The 17,776-nt window shown below is 64.0% G+C and carries 15 protein-coding genes and 1 pseudogene; 4 read left to right on the forward strand and 12 right to left on the reverse strand.

What is annotated here, in order from left to right:
- Positions 1-37: 37 nt before the first annotated feature.
- Entirely contained in the window at positions 38-1,222 is a 1,185-nt protein-coding gene (locus HU729_RS11890; protein ID WP_186667013.1) for an osmoprotectant NAGGN system M42 family peptidase, read from the forward strand.
- Between the two features lie 112 nt (positions 1,223-1,334).
- A complete protein-coding gene (locus tag HU729_RS11895; protein WP_163940763.1) occupies positions 1,335-1,562 on the forward strand; it encodes a YheU family protein in 228 nt (75 codons plus the stop codon).
- Positions 1,563-1,714: 152 nt separating this feature from the next.
- Here the strand turns inward: HU729_RS11895 and csrA are convergent, their stop codons facing one another.
- Both csrA and HU729_RS11905 read right to left on the reverse strand, forming a co-directional pair.
- Positions 1,715-1,903: a carbon storage regulator CsrA gene (gene csrA / locus HU729_RS11900; protein WP_186710158.1), complete on the reverse strand. Its 189-nt coding sequence runs from the start codon at positions 1,901-1,903 to the stop codon at positions 1,715-1,717.
- 131 nt (positions 1,904-2,034) lie between these two features.
- Positions 2,035-2,847, reverse strand: a complete 813-nt coding sequence (locus HU729_RS11905; protein WP_186710159.1) for an SDR family oxidoreductase — start codon at positions 2,845-2,847, stop codon at positions 2,035-2,037.
- Positions 2,848-3,073: 226 nt separating this feature from the next.
- Here HU729_RS11905 and HU729_RS25840 point away from each other — a divergent pair, with 226 nt between their 5' ends.
- The gene (locus HU729_RS25840; protein WP_065862157.1) at positions 3,074-3,226 is read left to right on the forward strand and encodes a DUF3309 family protein; all 153 of its coding nucleotides are present in this window, start codon (positions 3,074-3,076) and stop codon (positions 3,224-3,226) included.
- Positions 3,227-3,328: 102 nt separating this feature from the next.
- Here HU729_RS25840 and HU729_RS11910 read toward each other — a convergent pair.
- From HU729_RS11910 to HU729_RS11950, 9 genes and pseudogenes are all read right to left on the reverse strand, one after another.
- Positions 3,329-6,433: pseudogene (locus HU729_RS11910) on the reverse strand (transporter substrate-binding domain-containing protein); the annotation flags it as partial.
- A 9-nt stretch (positions 6,434-6,442) separates the two neighbouring features.
- On the reverse strand, positions 6,443-7,069 hold the full coding sequence (locus tag HU729_RS11915) for a response regulator transcription factor (RefSeq protein ID WP_186667018.1): 627 nt from the start codon (positions 7,067-7,069) through the stop codon (positions 6,443-6,445).
- 29 nt (positions 7,070-7,098) lie between these two features.
- Entirely contained in the window at positions 7,099-8,103 is a 1,005-nt protein-coding gene (locus HU729_RS11920) for a hypothetical protein (RefSeq protein WP_238348361.1), read from the reverse strand.
- A gap of 197 nt (positions 8,104-8,300) precedes the next feature.
- Positions 8,301-9,032 carry a molecular chaperone gene (locus HU729_RS11925; RefSeq protein WP_186710164.1) on the reverse strand — a complete coding sequence of 244 codons (732 nt, stop codon included), beginning with the start codon at positions 9,030-9,032 and terminating at the stop codon, positions 8,301-8,303.
- Between the two features lie 132 nt (positions 9,033-9,164).
- Complete coding sequence (locus HU729_RS11930) at positions 9,165-11,594, reverse strand: TcfC E-set like domain-containing protein (RefSeq protein ID WP_238348362.1); 2,430 nt, start codon at positions 11,592-11,594, stop codon at positions 9,165-9,167.
- 156 nt (positions 11,595-11,750) lie between these two features.
- On the reverse strand, positions 11,751-12,230 hold the full coding sequence (locus HU729_RS11935; protein ID WP_186710166.1) for a CS1 type fimbrial major subunit: 480 nt from the start codon (positions 12,228-12,230) through the stop codon (positions 11,751-11,753).
- Positions 12,231-12,423: 193 nt separating this feature from the next.
- Positions 12,424-14,088, reverse strand: coding sequence for a cation acetate symporter (locus tag HU729_RS11940; protein ID WP_054893849.1), 1,665 nt, complete (start codon positions 14,086-14,088; stop codon positions 12,424-12,426).
- The gene (locus tag HU729_RS11945) at positions 14,085-14,396 is read right to left on the reverse strand and encodes a DUF485 domain-containing protein (protein ID WP_186667029.1); all 312 of its coding nucleotides are present in this window, start codon (positions 14,394-14,396) and stop codon (positions 14,085-14,087) included. The genes HU729_RS11940 and HU729_RS11945 overlap by 4 nt, the downstream gene beginning before the upstream one ends.
- A gap of 188 nt (positions 14,397-14,584) precedes the next feature.
- The gene (locus tag HU729_RS11950) at positions 14,585-15,445 is read right to left on the reverse strand and encodes a glycine betaine ABC transporter substrate-binding protein (RefSeq protein ID WP_186667030.1); all 861 of its coding nucleotides are present in this window, start codon (positions 15,443-15,445) and stop codon (positions 14,585-14,587) included.
- Positions 15,446-15,654: 209 nt separating this feature from the next.
- Between HU729_RS11950 and HU729_RS11955 the strand changes: the two genes are divergently transcribed.
- Positions 15,655-17,211 (forward strand): beta (1-6) glucans synthase, encoded by a 1,557-nt coding sequence (locus HU729_RS11955; RefSeq protein ID WP_186710167.1) that lies wholly within the window; start codon positions 15,655-15,657, stop codon positions 17,209-17,211.
- A 56-nt stretch (positions 17,212-17,267) separates the two neighbouring features.
- Here the strand turns inward: HU729_RS11955 and HU729_RS11960 are convergent, their stop codons facing one another.
- Positions 17,268-17,630, reverse strand: a complete 363-nt coding sequence (locus HU729_RS11960; RefSeq protein ID WP_186710168.1) for a hypothetical protein — start codon at positions 17,628-17,630, stop codon at positions 17,268-17,270.
- Positions 17,631-17,776: the final 146 nt, after the last annotated feature.

The following is a 17,776-nucleotide window of genomic DNA, read 5'->3' on the forward strand; positions in this document are numbered from 1 at the left end:
CCCGCGAAAAAGCCAGCAAAGACCCCAAGGAGTACCCATGTCCGAACGACTCCCCGAACCCGACCTGGACTACCTCAAGCGCGTCCTCCTGGAGATGCTTGCCATCCCCAGTCCAACCGGCTTCACCGATACCATCGTGCGCTACGTAGCCGAGCGCCTGGACGAACTGGGCATCCCCTTCGAGCTGACCCGCCGTGGCACCATCCGCGCCACGCTCAAGGGCCGTCAGAGTTCGCCCGATCGCGCCGTCTCGGCACACCTGGACACCATCGGCGCCAGCGTGCGGCAGTTGCAGGACAATGGCCGCCTGGCCCTGTCGGCGGTGGGGCACTGGTCCAGCCGCTTCGCCGAAGGCAGCCGGGTCAGCGTGTTCACCGACACCGGCGTGTTTCGCGGCAGCGTGCTGCCGTTGATGGCCAGCGGGCACGCTTTCAACACCGCCATCGACCAGATGCCGATCAGTTGGGAACACGTTGAGGTGCGCCTGGACGCCTACTGCGCTACCCGCGCCGATTGCGAGGCGCTGGGCATTGGCATCGGTGATTTCGTCGCCTTCGACCCGCTACCGGAATTCACCGACAGCGGCCATATCAGCGCCCGTCACCTGGACGACAAAGCCGGCGTGGCGGCATTGCTCGCAGCCCTCAAGGCTGTGGTGGAAAGTGGCCGCCAACCGCTGATCGACTGCCATCCGCTGTTCACCATCACCGAGGAAACCGGGTCCGGGGCCGCAGGCGCGCTGCCTTGGGATGTCAGCGAGTTCGTCGGCATCGACATCGCCCCGGTGGCGCCGGGGCAGGCGTCCAGCGAGCATGCGGTAAGCGTGGCGATGCAGGACTCTTCAGGGCCGTACGACTACCACCTGTCCCGTCATCTGCTCAAGCTCGCGAGCGACCAGGAGTTGCCGGTACGCCGCGACCTGTTCCGCTACTACTTCAGCGACGCCCACTCGGCGGTCACGGCCGGGCACGATATCCGCACTGCGCTGGTGGCGTTCGGTTGCGACGCCACTCACGGTTACGAGCGCACCCACATCGACAGCCTGGCTGCACTGAGTCGCCTGTTGTCGGCGTACCTGCTCAGCCCGCCCGTGTTCGCCAGCGACTCGCAACCGGCCAATACTTCTCTGGAGCGCTTCAGTCATCAACTGGAGCATGATGCGCAAATGGAGAGCGATACCCGGGTGCCAGCGGTGGATAGCCTGGTGGGCAACAAGAGCTGATCCTGGCGGCGGCGTCTACGCGGGTGACCCCGCCCAGACGTCGCCGACGATTAACGTCCCTGCCCCACTTTCAAGTAGCATGCAGCCCAACCTGCCCAACCCGATAGCCATCATGCTGATCCCCTACGACCAACTCGAAGCCGAAACCCTCACCCGCCTGATCGAAGACTTCGTCACCCGCGACGGCACCGACAACGGCGACGACACCCCACTGGAAACCCGCGTGCTGCGCGTGCGCCAGGCCTTGGCCAAGGGCCAGGCGTTCATTCTCTTCGATCTGGAAAGCCAGCAGTGCCAGTTACTGGCCAAGCATGATGTGCCACGGGAGCTTCTGGACTAGGGTCTGCCTGAAATGTATCTGCACTCGCCCATACTGCGTTGAAACGGGGCTCGGAACGCTCATGTACTCCAGTACAGTCGTGCGCGACCCCGGGCGTTCCTCCCCCCGTTTCGCCTTGTCTGGCCTTCGCGCAGACACATTTCAGACAGCCCCTAAGCCGAAGTGCTGCGCTCCAGCTCCTGCTCCTTGATACGCTTGTGAATCTCCGAGCGGTGCACCACCACCTCACGCGGTGCACTGATCCCGAAGCGCACTACCCCGCCTTCTACGGCCATCACCTTGATGCGGATGTTCTCGCCGATGGTGATGACCTCGCCGATTTCGCGTCCGATTACCAGCATGCTCCGATCCTCCAGATCGAGGGAAAACCCCAGCCTGCGCTGGGGTTCCGGCCTATTCAATCATTCACCCATGAAAAAGACCGGACCTACCTAGCAAGGTAAAAACGCCTACAGACCGACACCACAAAAACCTAGTGACCCGAGCGCGCCTTGGCTCGCATCTTCACCGCCATGGCGGCCATTTCGTCATACAACACCTGCGGGGCTTCGCACTTCAGGCGCCAGGCGTCGCGCCCGGCCTCGTGCGGCAGGATCAGGAACTCACCGGCATCGACCTGGGCATGGATGTAGTCGGCGATGTCGGCAGCGGTGATCGGCGAGCCCTCCAGCAGCTTGCCGACCTGCGCCTTCATCGCAGGATTCGGCCCGCGGAAGGAGTCGAGCAGATTGGTCTGGAAGAACGACGGGCACACCACATGCACCCCCACCTCTAGCTGGCGCAACTCCACCAGCAGGCTTTCCGACAGCGCCAGCACTCCGGCCTTGGCGACGTTGTAGTTGCTCATCCCCGGCCCTTGCATCAACGCCGCCATCGAGGCGATGTTGATGATGCGCCCCTTGCTGCGCTCGAGCAGTGGCAGAAACGCCTTGCAGCCCTTGACCACGCCCATCAGGTTGACTGCGATCTGCCAGTCCCAATCCTCGAGCGACAGCTCGGCGAAAAACCCGCCCGAGGCGACGCCTGCGTTATTGACGATCACATCAATGCCGCCGAATTGCTCCTCACAGGCTTGGGCCAGGGCGGTGAGCTGGCTGTAGTCACGCACGTCGCAACGCTGCACGAAACCACTGCCGCCTGCGGTACGTACCAGCTCCAGGGTTTCGCGCAGGCCTGCATCGCTGACATCGGCCAGCGCCAGGCGCCAACCCTCTCGAGCCCAGCGCAGGGCGATCTCGCGTCCCAGGCCGGAACCTGCGCCTGTGATCATGATGCGGTTTTGCATGGTGACGGGCCTTGTGCCGACTGAATTGCAACCGAGTCTAATCAACGTCGGCCAGCCAGGCAGGGTCCATCAGGATAGTGAATGGATGGGCATGACCCATTGGTCAGTATCGATCCTGCGAAGAAGCCGCACACCAATGGAATCTTTCCCAAGCGGCACCAGTCCGAATCTACAAGAGGCCAGCAGTTCCAGGCCCTTGCCCCTCAATCACGCAAGGACTTCGCCCATGACCACGATCCTCATCATCATTCTGATCCTGCTGCTGATCGGTGGCTTACCGGTCTTCCCCCATTCGCGCAGTTGGGGCTATGGCCCGTCCGGCATCGTCGGCGCTGTACTGGTGGTGCTGCTGGTGCTGTTGCTGCTCGGGATGATATGACGCCACCGCCATGCCGCCAGCGGCGGCGTGGCGCTCGAGCTGGCGATCCAGTTGCTGCATCGCTGTGCGCAAGGCGCGCACATCTGCGCCCAATTTCACCGGTGCAGGGGACGGCTCGGCGCAGGTCCGTTCGAGACGTTCGCACAACGCCACCAGGGTGCGGGCGCGCACGATGCGCGCAGCGCCCTTGACCCGGTGGGCCAGTTGCGCAAGCGCCCGCGGCTCGTGCCTGAACGCCTGCAGACGCTCGAGGTCGCTGCGATTGCTGCTGCGCAAATCGGCCAGCAAGGCATTGAGCGCAGCCTGGTCCTTGCCCACCAGACGTGTCAAATGGGCCATGTCCAGGATCGGTTGCCCGCATGCGGTCGCTCGCGAGGGTGGACGACAGGCCGTCAGCACCCGCTCCAGGTCTTGCAGCCCCAGCGGTTTGAACAGGCAAGCGTCCATGCCCGCCGCCCGGCAGCGGTTTCGCTCATCGGCCAGGGCGCTGGCCGTGAGCCCGATGACCCGGCAGCGCGGACGCTCGCTGCGCCGCTCATGTTCACGGATTGCCCGCGCCAGCGCCTGCCCACCGAGGCGTGGCATGTTGCAATCGCTGATTACCACATCGAAATGCTCCTTGAGCCACAAGCGCAAGGCCTGCGTGCCATCTTCGGCGACGCGGGCCTGATGGCCAAGGTAATCGAGCTGCTGCGCCAGCAGCAGACGGTTGGCCGGATAGTCATCGACCACCAGCACCCGCAATCTGGCGAAGTGCGCCATGGCTGTGGGCACGGTCGGCCCCTCACGGGCTTCCTGCGCGGTCAGCAAGGGCAGCTCAAGGTGGATGCACACGCGTGTTCCCTGCCCCAGCACACTGTCCAGCCTCAGGTGCCCCCCCATCATCTGGCACAGGCTGCGACTGATGGCCAGACCCAGCCCGGCGCTCTGCCGTGGCGATTGCCGCTGGTTGCTGGCCTGGCGAAAGAGCTGGCCAAGAACTGCCAATTCATCGGCGGCAATGCCGATCCCGGTATCCTCCACGACCAGCTCGACCGTCAGCCTGGCCCCCTGCGCACGCGCCTGCAAATCAACCCGGACATGGCCCTCCCCAGTGAACTTGATCGCATTGCTCAGGACGTTGGCGAGGATCTGCTTGAAGCGCAGAGGGTCGAGCATGACCTCGCACGCCTGTGCACCGCGCATGTCCAGCTCCAACACCAGCCCCTTGGCCCGCGCCTGCTCTTCGAACAACTGAACCACGCTGGCCACCTGCTCACCCAGCACGACCCGCTGCGGCGCCAGTTGCAAACGTCCGGCTTCGATCCGGCTGACATCGAGAATGTCACCGACCAGCTCAAGCAGGCCGCGTGCGGCATCGGTGGCCACCTCGATGGCCATGCGGTCGAGGACACCTTGGCCCGCCTTGCGCTGGGCCAGTTCAAGCATGCCCAGCACGGCGTGCAGCGGGGTGCGGATTTCATGGCTCATGGTGGTGAGAAAATCCGTCTTGGCCTGGTTCGCCGCCTCAGCCTCGCGGCGCGCCCGTGCCGCCTCTCGCTGCAGACGGCGCAGGTAACGGATCCATACCAGCGCCAGCAACAGCAGGCCCAAGGCCGCCGCGAAGCCTCCCAGGATCTTGCCACGATAGCGTGACCAGACCCCGTCCCCCACGATCAGCGGGTTGCGCCAGCGGCGCACCAGGGCATCGGTTTCCTGTGGGGAGAGGCTGAGCAGAGCCTTGTTCAGGATGCTCTGCAACTCCTGCTCGCCGCGCGCCGTGGCCAACGCAAAGTGAGCCGGTGGCAAGGATACGCTGGCCGCGATCTTCACCCGCCCCGGGTACCATCGAGCGATCATCGGCCGCGCATCGTCGTAGGTCAGCACCGCCGCGCTCACCTGACCGCGGGCGACCGCGTGCAGGGCCTCCAGCGCCCCGTCATAGGCTTGCAAGCGGATACGCGGGTAGCGCTGGGCCAGGAGGTCCGGCACGGCACTGCCCAGGATCACGCCAAGTCGGTGCCCCTCCAGCCCGGCCAGGCTCGCGGGGCCGGGGGCGTCTTCACGTGTCACCAGCACCCTTGACGCACTCAGGTAAGCCCGACTGAAACTCAGCTCGCGGGCCCGTTGCGGGCTGTAGGCCAAACCGGCAATCACTTGCGCACGCCCTTGACGTACCCACTCGATCATCTGCTCGATAGTGCCTGTGCCCTGCACCTCGAAACGCAACCCGGTGCGCTGGCTGACCCATTGCAGGATGTCCAGGCTAAGCCCCTGCAGCCCCGCCTTGGCATCGCGATAGCTCAGGGGTAGCAACTGTTCGTCCAGCACCACCTTGACCACAGGATTGTCAGCGATCCAGCGCTGCTCGGAAGTGCTCAACTGCAAGGCCGCAGGATCGTAGGCCGCCATTACCAAAGGGCTCCAGCGTCGGCGGATCTGCTCATGCTGGGGCTCGCCAAGGCTGGCGAGGGCGTCATCGACCAGGGCCGCCAGCGGTCCGGTCGAGTCGAGCATGGCAAAACCGATCGCTTGTGAATCCAGGTCTGCGTGACCGACCGCCTCGACCCCGAACAGCTGACTGCGCCCCAGCAGGTAGCGCCCTTTGAGGCCATCCCCGATGTACACATCGGCCTGGCCCAGTACCAGCGCGGCCATGGCACTGAACGGCGAGGCATGCCACTGGACCTGCGCCAGCGGGTAGACCGCCAGAACCTGCTCCAGTGGGCGATAACCTTCAACCATGGCCAGGCGTATACCGGGCTCATGCCCTGGACCAGGTACGCTGGTCGGCCGAGCCGCCATCAGCATGGGCCGATCCTCGGCATAGGGGTGCGACAAGCGCAGCCCCGCATCCTGGGCCTGGCGCGCAGTCACCGAGCCGACCAGGTCGACGCGTGCATCACGCAACGCTGCAAAGGCTTCATCCTGCGAGGCAAACACCTGCACCTCGACCGGCAGGCGCAAACGCGCCGCCACCAGGCTGGCGTAGTCGGCAGTGATGCCCTCATAGGTCTGGCCAGTGCCCAGCAGGTCGAAAGGGGGATCGTGTCGTTCGACGATACCCAGGCGCAACCGCCCTCGCTCCCACAACCAGCGCAGGGCGTCTTGTGTCGGCTCGATGGTCGGCCCCTCCAGGACAACCCACGAATGCAACTGGGTGGCAGCCGCCACTGGCGGGGCGATCAGGCACAACAGCAGTGCCAGCGACAGGGCTCGCCCGAGCACTGGACAGCTCTAGATCAGCAGGTTGCGGCGGGCGAAATCCGCGAGATCGATGAGCGAACGGACCCGCAGCTTTTCCAGCAGACGGCTCTTGTAGGTGCTGATGGTCTTGTTGCTCAGCAACATCGCATCGCCAATTGCCTTGTTGCTCAAGCCCCTGGCCAACTGCTGCAGAACCATCAGTTCACGGTCGGTGAGGCTGGCGATGCACTGTGCCTCGCTGGCCTTGAGATCCTGCCGGTGCACCGAGCTGAGCGTCACCTGCGGAAAGTAGGTGTAACCGGAAAGCACCGCGCGCACCGCCTTGTTCAGTTCGCCAAGATCATCGGTCTTGGACACGTAGCCCGCAGCGCCGGCCTGCATGCAACGCAGCGAATAGGCCTCGGCCAGTTGCGAGGTGAGGATCAGCGACTTGGCCGGGTGCTCCAGGCTGCGCATCCGGGCGATCACCTCCAGGCCATCCAGGCCCGGCATGGTGATGTCCAGGATCACCAGGTCCACCGGTTCCTGACGCATCAACCGCAGTGCATCGATACCATTGTCCGCCTGCCCGACGACCTCCAGCCGTTCCTGGCGCAACAGCATGCACACGGTCGAGCGGATGAAAGGGTGGTCGTCGACCACCAGTACCCTGCTCATGCTCGTTCCTCGCTCGTCATGTCCATGGACTACAACTCGGCATCGAAAACGACGGTAACCAGGCCAGTGTAGGTGCTTCCGGCATTGGCCAGCATGCCGCGTACCTGATCGGATTCGATGGCGAAGTGCAACTGCCCGGGGCGGTTCGCCACCGGCTGTACCGATTCGAACTGCACTGCCATGGCGCGCCCCGTGGGTAGCGGCAGTCGCTGCACCGCGCCGCCCCCATGCTGGATCCCGCCAGGCAGGCTGAGTGCCACTCCCAGGTCGGCCTGATGGCTGGCGGCATCTCGGATCGCGCACTGCGTACCACTGTCGTACTGGCACAGCTTGTAGACCTTGAACGGGCCGGTCGACCACACCCGAAAAGGCAGGTCGCGATAAAGCCGCTGTGGAACCCGACCACCGCCCAGCCATGCCTGCCAGCCGCCCCGGGGCTCGAGCACGGCACGGTCGGAGCCTGGGGGAAACTCGAACACGAAGGCATGCTGCACATCCAGTTCGAAATTGACGGTCAGGGTATCGCCGCTGAGCGCCGACACCCCATTTCCGAAGTCGAAGTCCATGCCCGGGCCTATGCGGTAGGTGGTGGAGCCTCGATAGGTGCCAGAACGCAGGCGGTAAGGCGGTGGCAGGTCGAGTTGGAAGGCGACGCTGGTTTCCTGTACGTCGAGGTTCTGGCTGAAGCCCGCAGCAGCGTAACCACCATCTGCAGTGCAGGCACCCGGCGAGATCGGATCGCCGATGCGCCAGAGGTAGGAGACGAGGGCCGGACGGAACTGCGATACGCTGCCGATACTGCTGCAGCCGCCCTCCGGCGTGGCCTGATAAAGCGTATGTCGATTGAGATTCGCGCCGAGCACGCGCTGGCTGAGCGCGGTCCATTCGAACACCATGCGCCGGGATTCGAGCCCGTCGTCCGAGCGCACCTCGATCTCCCGTCGAGCAGGAACCTTGACGAAAAAGGTATCGCGCACATCCGAAGCTGTCCGGATCGTGGTCTTGGTATAGGTGATAGGCAGGGTGACGGTCATCTGGTTACGGCAAGTCGAACCCCAGCTCTGGCAGAGCCCTCCAGGCGGCGTAGTATTCTCGAACCGTCCCGACCCACCGCCATGGTATTTTGCAGTCAAGGTCACCTCCAGGGCAGGGACCACCGGTGCGACGAGCAGCATGAGCCATAGCCAGGTGCCACCGACATGCGCAAGGCGACCGCGTCCTGCAAGGCGGCTCATCCTTCCACCACGACATCGCGGCGTTCGGCCCCTTCATGCAGGTCGAAGCGATGTTCCTTTTCCACATGGCCATTGAATTGTCGGCTACGCCCCGGCAACAAGTGATGCTTCGTGGCCGCATCACAGGTCTGCGCCGACGCGTGGCATTGACGGAAACGATCCAGGACCACACTGGCGTTGCCGGCGTTGGTCACCTCCAGTTGACCACCCTGGCGGCGGATCCGGGTATCGAAGCGTGGCTGCTGCGGACGTACGAACAGCAGCGAGCCGTAACCGGCCAGCAGGTTGACCCCGGCCTGCAAGTGCTCACGGTAGCTGCGCGCCTGTTGTTCATCGACGGCAAAGTCATCGCCGCGCTCAGGCAGCACCGGTAAAAAGCGCAGGCGGTAATAGCGCTCCTGGTCTCGCGGGCCGCGATAGAGCAGGCGCACAGCCTGCATTCCACCAGCCGGCACGATCAGCCGCGCGGGGCTGACCACCAGCCCTCGCTGCTCGAGCGCCAATCCATCGGTCGCGACTTCACGGGCTTGACCGTCGGCGTCGTACACCAGCTCCACAACGCTGATCTTGACGAAGGCGGTGGTATCGCCACCATTGCGCACCCGTTTCAGCAGGGTGCTGCGATCACCTTCGAGGTAGTCGTAGAGGCCACCGATATTCAGTTCGGGGGCCGCGTGAAGTGACAGCGGCAGCGCCAGCAGCAGGGCCATCAGGCTACGGATACCCATGCGATAAATCTCCATATATTCAATAGGATATTAGGGGGGCGTCGATCACGTGACCATGCAGCGATGCGAACGACACTTCCCAAAACGTGATGAGAAACCTCCTACAAAAAGCAGGAAAAACTGCTCTTCCCTTCAACTGCCTGTATCCATGCCCGCCCTGCTCTCGCCTGCCAGCTCGCCACGCCGGCACTGCTGGTCGCCAGCCAGCAATACGTCGCCTTCACGTACCAGCCGCGAGGTGTCCAGCGCCAGCAGACAGACTGCGGCCCCCTTGAGACGCACTTCGAGGGTCGGTGTCGACTCGCTCATTTCCACAGCGAAGAAACCATCGACTTCGGTGACACTGCGGCTGGCGTCATTGATCACCTGCGCGCCACGCAGAGGCTGGCCCTTGTCGTCGAATAACCGCCCCAGCACCATGACCGTGCGCATCACCCGCAACTGGCGATAAGCGATACCCCCTCGGTTGAGGTGGTAATCCAGGCTGGCGGGCTGGATCAGCGCCGCCGTCGCGTCGACACCGTCGAAATCGAACTGCACGCTGCCAGGCTTGTAGGCCGCGACCGGTATCACGTTACGCCCGGGGCGCAGGAGTGACGTGGTGCCATTGGGGTCGTCGGCGTGCAGTTTCAGGTCGGGCAAGTCACTGTCGACGTCGACGATCAGGCCCGCCTGATGCGGCAGGTACTGGCCGCTCAGGGCGACTTTGCCGCCCCCAATCGCGAGCAGGCTCTCCAGGTTCACCCCACCACTGAACTCGCCGTTGTAGGAGGATTGCTGCACGTAGGCATCGCCATGCATCACCTCACTTTCGAACTGGGTATCGCCGCCGAGCCCCACGCCATAGCGGTCGGCACTCATCGTTGCACCGACACTGCGCAGCGGCCCGAGCTCGAGGTCTTGCTGGTAGGCCAGCGAGGTGTTGACGTCGCGCCCGCCGTCGCGAGACGTGCGGGTGCCGACGGTCGCCGACAAACGCCGCCCCTTGCCGCCTCCCAGGCTCATGCTCAAGGCTAGGTTGACCCCGCGGCTGCGTGACTCGCCGGTGGCCAGCGTACCGGGACGGTCGAACACCGACAGCCGCCAGTTGGCATCGGAACCGAACAGCCGCCCGTAGTACGACCACCCCAGGTCCAAGCCCACGCCCTCGCTGCCTCCGCGGCTGTGCGACAGCCGCAGATTGGCAGTGTGGCGCGGGTCCAGGCGCTGGCTCAGCGACACCGAGGTCTGCCGGGTCGACTGCGCCGCATGAGGGCGCTGGGTGGTCGTCTCGGGGGCGAGCCAGGAGCGGCTGTGGCTGGCCACCAGGGAGGTGCGCTCGAAGTTGCCGACGGCCTGCAGGTCGTAGCCGTTGCCATAGCCCCGGGCCTGATAGAGGTTGCCATACAGCTTGAAGCGCTCGTGCACATCCCAGTCCAGCGAGGTGCCGAACTGCTGCTGCTCATCGATCTGCTGCACGGAAACCCCCACCACTGCGCGTGGATGCAAGAGGTAGTTGGCCAGGACGCCGCCACTGAGGCTGTCGTCATGCTCGCGTGACCAGTTGCTCAGCACGCTGCTCTGTCGTCCCAGGTAGACGTTGTAGCGCCAACGTCCGCCGCGGCTGCTCCAGTTGCTGGGTTTGTAGATGAATGCCTGGTCGCGCGAGGTGACCTGGCCATCCTCGACCAGACGCACCTCGACCTCGTAGATGCCACCGGGCAGCACACGAGTGTCCAGGGTCTGCAAGCCAGGCTGCACAGGCTGGCTGTTGATCAGCACACCGTTGCGGTAGATCTCGACGATCGCCGGCCGGTCAGGGGTGAAGTAGATCGGGGTGGCGCTGGGCATGCCGGTGTCCAGGATCAACCCATCGCTGCTGCCGAACATCACCCCCAGCGTGGTGTCGGCGCTGGCCCCGTTCAGCCTTGGCTGGCGCGTCAGGCCCTGGGCGCTCGGGGTGAAGTAGCCGAGCCGGTAGAAGTGATCTTCGACCAGGCGTTCGGCATACAGCTGCTCGACGTGATAGCGGGTCGAGGCGTCGGCCTCGCTGCCACGGTCGAGTTGTCCGTCGGCCAGGGCGGTCCAGTGGCCGATGCTGCCCTGGCCTTGTAATGCAAAGCGCCCCGTGCCGCCGCGTCCATCACCGACCAGATTGAGCTGATTGCGCAGCAGCAGGCCTGTGCTTCCCTGCTCTGGCGGTCGATGAAAGCGAGGTGCCTGCCCGGCGCTTTCGGCCTGCAGGGTGAGCAAAGACAACTGCGAGTTGACCAGGCTGTAGTGCACGGCCTGAAGCCCGTCGGGACAATCCTGAAGACAATCGCCCAGCGGTCGCGGTCGTGCCAGACGCTCCTGCCAGCGCTGGCGCAGGCTTTCGGGCTCGCGGCTCTCGTCGGTCTCGGTGAACTCGAGCAGTTGCACCTGCTCGTCACGCCCCAGTACCACCAGGGCGTCACCCAGGTAGCGGCCGTCCAGGTCCACCCGCACCGCCAGCGGCACATCGAAGAAGTGCCCCTCGAACTCGCGGGGCAAACCCTCGACCCGCCCCAGGGTCGCAGTGGCAGCAAGGCCAACCCGGGGCATCAAGGCGATGCAGGCGCCCACGAGCAGGCAATGGCGGAGCGCGACAGGGATAGGCTGAAAGATTGACATAGGCATCATGGCAGGCAATGCCCGCCCGGCCCTGACAAGCAGCAGACAGAGGCGGCAACGGGCAATGGAAAGCAGGGAGTGGGCGAATCAGGGGATGGCGGTTTCGAACATCATGCTCACCAGCCCCTGGTAGCTGCCGGGCACATAGCCGCCGGCTGGCGCGGCTTGAGCCGCGATCTCGAAACCGACCACCGCACCCGGCGCCGCCTGGGCTGCGCTGATGACTTCGGTGGAGGTGGTGCTGAGCGTGGTGCCGGCCACCGACACATCCAGGCCGATGCTGTTCACCCCGTCGCTGACCGCCGCCGGCGACACCAGGTAGGCGGTGATCGGGCCGACGGTGCTCTTGACCTGCAACTGCTTGCGGATCGGCTGCAGTTCGCTGCGGAACGAGTTCCAGGCCATTTCCTGCGGGTCGTTCATCCAGTTGCCGCCCACCGGCTCGACGAAGAAGGCATCGGTAGGCACCTGCGCGGTGACCTGGACCTGCTTTTCGATAGGGTCGACGGCATATGCCGATGCGGCGGTGAACAGCGCGAGGGGCAGGGTCATGAACAGACGTTTCATGAGGAAATCTCCTTGAAGTAATGAGGCGGAATAACGCTTGACTGCGTCACCTGGCCCATTATTCGCGGAGTAATCGACGCATTAACTCAGACCCTTCCCAGCGATCTTGGGAAATTTCCCAGGGATAGGAAAATGCCATCAGCCAGAAACGACGACGCCCCGGCAGGCGGGGCGTCGTACTCGGCATCAACGATCAGTGGGAAACCGCACCACTGGCACCCAGGCCGGTCTGCGAGCGAACGAACTGCGGGTAGAACAGTGCACGTTCGTCATCGGCAGCCTTGGACTTGTCGGTGACCGAGAAGAACCAGATACCCGCGAAGGCGATGATCATGGAGAACAGCGCCGGGTACTCGTACGGATAGATGGCTTTTTCGTGACCGAGGATCTGCACCCAGATGGTCGGGCCGAGGATCATCAGGCCAACCGCGCTGATCAGGCCCATCCAGCCGCCGATCATGGCGCCGCGGGTGGTCAGCTTCTTCCAGTACATCGAGAGCAGCAGTACCGGGAAGTTGCAGCTTGCGGCGATGGAGAAGGCCAGGCCGACCATGAAGGCGATGTTCTGCTTCTCGAACAAGATGCCCAGGCCGATCGCCAGGACGCCCAGGGCGACGGTGGTGATCTTCGACACGCGGATCTCGTCCTTGTCGTTGGCCTTGCCCTTGCGCCAGACGCTGGCGTACAGGTCGTGGGAAACCGCCGAAGCGCCTGCCAGGGTGAGGCCGGCCACCACGGCGAGGATGGTGGCGAAGGCCACCGCCGAGATGAAGCCGAGGAAGATACTGCCACCCACGGCATCGGCCAGGTGCACCGCCGCCATGTTGTTACCGCCCAGCAGGGCGCCAGCGGCGTCCTTGAAGTCGGGGTTGGTGCTGACCAGCAGGATGGCGCCGAAGCCGATGATGAAGGTCAGGATGTAGAAGTAACCGATGAAACCGGTGGCATACAGCACGCTCTTGCGCGCTTCCTTGGCGTCGCTGACGGTGAAGAAGCGCATCAGGATGTGCGGCAGGCCCGCGGTGCCGAACATCAGCGCCAGGCCCAGCGAGAAGGCCGAGATCGGGTCCTTGACCAGGCCGCCCGGGCTCATGATCGCTTCGCCCTTGGCATGTACCTTGATGGCCTCGGAGAACAGGGTGTTGAAGTCGAAGCCCACGTGCTTCATCACCATCAGCGCCATGAAGCTGGCACCGGAGAGCAGCAGCACGGCCTTGATGATCTGCACCCAGGTCGTGGCCAGCATGCCACCGAACAGCACGTACAGGCACATCAGGATGCCGACCAGGATCACCGCGACGTGATAGTCCAGGCCGAACAGCAGCTCGATCAACTTGCCGGCACCGACCATCTGCGCGATCAGGTAGAAGGCCACCACCACCAGCGAGCCCGAGGCCGACAGGGTGCGGATCTCTTTCTGACCGAGGCGATAGGAGGCGACGTCGGCGAAGGTGTACTTGCCCAGGTTGCGCAGGCGCTCGGCGATCAGGAACAGGATGATCGGCCAGCCGACAAGGAAACCGATCGAGTAGATCAGGCCATCGTAGCCGGAGGTGAACACCAGGGCGGAAATCCCCAGGAAAGAGGCCGCCGACATGTAGTCACCGGCAATTGCCAGGCCGTTCTGGAAACCGGTGATGCGCCCGCCCGCCGCGTAGTAATCCGACGCCGACTTGTTGCGCTTGGAGGCCCAGTAGGTGATCCCCAGGGTGAAGCAGACAAAGGCCAGGAACATGATGATCGCCGACATGTTCAACGGCTGTTTCTGCACCGCGCCGCTGATTGCATCGGCAGCCCACACGGCGGGTGCAAAGGCACCGCAGGCCAGTACGGCCAGGGTTTTGGCGTGTCGAATCATTGCTGCGCCTCCTTCAGGATCGCCTTGTTCAGCTCATCGAATTCACCGTTGGCACGACGCACGTAGATGGCGGTGAGGACGAAGGCCGAGAGGATCAGGCCTACCCCCAGGGGAATGCCCCAGGTGATGGACGAGCCGGGGCTGAGCTTGGCGCCGAGTATCTGCGGGCCATAGGCGATGAGCAGGATGAAGCCGCAGTAGAGGCCGAGCATGATCGCCGAAAGGAGCCAGGCGAAACGTTCACGTTTGGTGACCAGCTCCTTGAAGCGCGGACTTTCTTGTATCGATCGGTAGATGCTGTCGTTCATTGTTTTTGTCCTAGCAGCAACACAGTAAGGGGAGAACCCGCCTTAACTTTATGCTGCCGGTGGACGCCAACCAGACGACCTTAGTCTTAGATGCAACAGTCTTTTACCGTTTGGGTAACAAAGTCAGGGCCAATGCGCACTTTGTGGGAGCGGGTTTACCCGCGCAAAGTACCCACTGGCCCCATCGGTTATTTACCCGTCCACTCCTTGACCCGCTCCGGATGCTTGGCCACCCAGTCCTTGGCCGCCGCTTCAGGCTTGGCGCCCTCCTGAATGGCCAGCATCACCTCGCCAATCTCGTCCTTGGACTGCCACTGGAACTTCTTGAGGAACTCGGCCACTTCCGGCGCCTTGCTCGCCAACTCCTTGCTGCCAATACTGTTGACGGTTTCGGCCGCGCCATAGACGCCTTTCGGATCTTCGAGGAACTTGAGCTTCCATTTGGCGAACATCCAGTGCGGCACCCAGCCGGTCACCGCGATCGACTGCTGCTTGGCATAGGAACGGCCAAGTTCCGCCGTCATCGCTGCGCCCGAACTTGCCGTCAGCTTGTAGCCGGTGAGGTCGTAGTCCTTGATCGCCTGCTCGGTCTTGAGCATCACCCCGGAGCCTGCGTCGATACCCACGATCTTCTGCTTGAAGCTGCTATCGGTCTTGAGATCGGCAATGCTGTTGGCCTTGACGTACTCAGGCACGATCAGGCCGATCTTGGCATCCTTGAAGTTCGGGCCGAAGTCGACCACGTTATCCTTGTTCTTGCTCCAGTACTCGCCGTGGGTCACCGGCAGCCAGGCCGAGAGCATGGCGTCGAGCTTGCCGGTCGCCACCCCCTGCCACATGATACCGGTGGCCACCGCCTGCAGCTTCACGTCGTAGCCAAGTTTCTGCTTGATCACTTCGGCGGCCACGTTGGTGGTCGCGACACTGTCGGCCCACCCGTCCACGTAACCGATGCTTACTTCCTTGGCCATGGCCTGTGCAGCACCCATGGTCAAGACCAGGGCGCCAGTCACGCCCAGGAAACGTCGCATTCTTGTAGTAGTCGCCATCAAAGCATCCCCTCGTCAGGTCTTGGAGATTGCATCATCAACCTGCAACACAGTGCGACCTGCTCCGTCAGCGACCTTTACCCAACGATAAGCGACAGCACTTGGCCATTAGCGTCATCCACGCGCAGGGTTCTGCGCGATCCTTGCATGCCAAACTGTTGGCGCCGGGCTACTATCAGCGACTCTGAACCGATGACCCGCGCCAGACGATGGACCGCTCGATGCCAAGCACGCCCCGCACCACCCTCCTCTACCTGATCACCTGCCTGTTCGCCGTGCTCGGTCTCGGTGCACTCTGGTATGGCCTGGGCAAGCCGGTGCACCTGCCCGATGCGGCCAGCCCGACGCACAAGTTGCAGTGCGCTTCCTACACCCCCTTCGACAAGGACCAATCACCCTTCGACCAGCCGTTTCGCCTGCGCCCTGCGCGCATGGACGCCGACCTGGCATTGCTGGCCGAGCGTTTCCAGTGCATCCGCACCTATTCGATGACCGGGCTGGAGGCGATTCCGGCGCTGGCGCGCAAGCACGGCCTGAAGGTGATGCTCGGTGCCTGGGTCAACGCCAACCCGGTGGATACCGACAAGGAGGTCGCGCTGCTGATCGAGGCGGCCAACGCCAACCCGGACGTGGTCAGCGCAGTGATCGTCGGCAACGAAGCGCTGCTGCGCAAGGAAGTCACAGGCCAACGCCTGGCCGAACTGATCACCCGGGTGAAACGCCAGGTGACGGTCCCGGTCACTTACGCCGATGTCTGGGAGTTCTGGCTCCAGCACCCGGAAGTGGCGCCGGCGGTGGACTTCCTGACCATCCACCTGCTGCCCTACTGGGAGGACGATCCACGCGCGATCGAGGACGCCCTCGCGCATGTCGCCGAGGTGCGCCAGGTGTTCGGCAATCGCTTTGCGCCCAAGGACGTCATGATCGGCGAGACCGGCTGGCCCAGCGAAGGCCGGCAACGCGAGACCGCAGAACCAAGCCGGGTCAACGAGGCGCGCTTCATTCGTGGCTTCGTCGCGATGGCCGAGGCCAACGGCTGGCGCTACAACCTGATCGAAGCGTTCGACCAGCCCTGGAAACGCGCCAGCGAAGGCGCCGTGGGCGGTTACTGGGGGCTGTACGACGCTGATCGGCAGGACAAAGGCGTGCTCGAAGGGCCCGTCAGCAACCTGCCACTGTGGCCACAGTGGTGGCTGGTCAGCACCTTGCTGGTGTTGGCGACCCTGGGGCTGGCCGGGCGCCCGGCGCATGCCCGTGCGGCATTGCTGCTGCCGCTGCTGGCGGCAGTCGGCGCGGGCAGCCTGGGGCTGTGGGGCGAGCTGATGCGCACCAATGCACGCTTTGCCGCCGAGTGGCTGTGGGCGGCAGGGCTGGCAGGCCTGAACCTGCTGGTACTGGCCCATGCCGCGCTGGCCCTGGCCCGACGCGAAGGCTGGCGCGAGCGGTTGTTCGTCTGGCTTGAGGCTCGAGCAGGCTGGTGGCTGCTGGCAGCGGGGTTCGCAGCGGCGGTGAGCATGCTGGCAATGGTCTTCGACCCGCGCTATCGCAGCTTCCCCAGTGCAGCGCTGCTGCTGCCGGCCCTGGTGTACCTGCTGCGGCCGGTTGCGGCGCGCAGGGCCGAGGTGGCGCTGCTGGCGTTCATCATCGGCGCGGGGATTGCGCCGCAGTTGTATCAGGAAGGGCTGCACAACCATCAGGCCTGGGCCTGGTTGGCGGTCAGTGTGCTGATGGTCGCTGCCCTTTGGCGCAGTTTGCGCAGGGCTTGAGACGGCGGTGTTCTTTCCGCGGGCTTGCCTGCGAAAAGAACACCCGCAAAAACCTGCTAGCTGGAAACCCTGACCAACCTCAACCCCGCCAGAACCACCGCAAACACCGCCAGACTGGCCGTGTACAACACCAGCGCCGGCACCCCAGCCACCAGCGCCAGCACCGCCCCCCACCAACCAAGCCGTCCCGGCAGCACCTGGCACAGCAAGGCCAGCCCCAACGCCACCCAGCCGATCACCTGGAAGTGAATCCACAACCCCAGCAGCGACCGCGCCTGGCACTGCCAGTGCTCGCCAGGCACCGCGCACAGGCCTACCCACTGCCCGTCTTCCATCAGGCCGAAACGCACGCCATAACTGGCCGCCAGCCACAACGGCAAAAACAGCAGCAAGGCAACGACAGGCCACGAACGAATCATGTACAGCTCCAGAAAATGTAACCGGCGCTCAGGATAATCCCCCAGGCTTGCCGCGCAAGGCAAAATGGCTCGGTTCGGCTAATGTCGAGAAAGCGGTCATTGCCGCAGCGGCCAACTTCGCGGCAACATCCGCAACAATAAAGGAC

Origin of the sequence: Pseudomonas sp. RW10S2 (assembly GCF_014268985.1) — a bacterium.
GTDB classification, from domain to species: Bacteria; Pseudomonadota; Gammaproteobacteria; order Pseudomonadales; family Pseudomonadaceae; genus Aquipseudomonas; species Aquipseudomonas wayambapalatensis.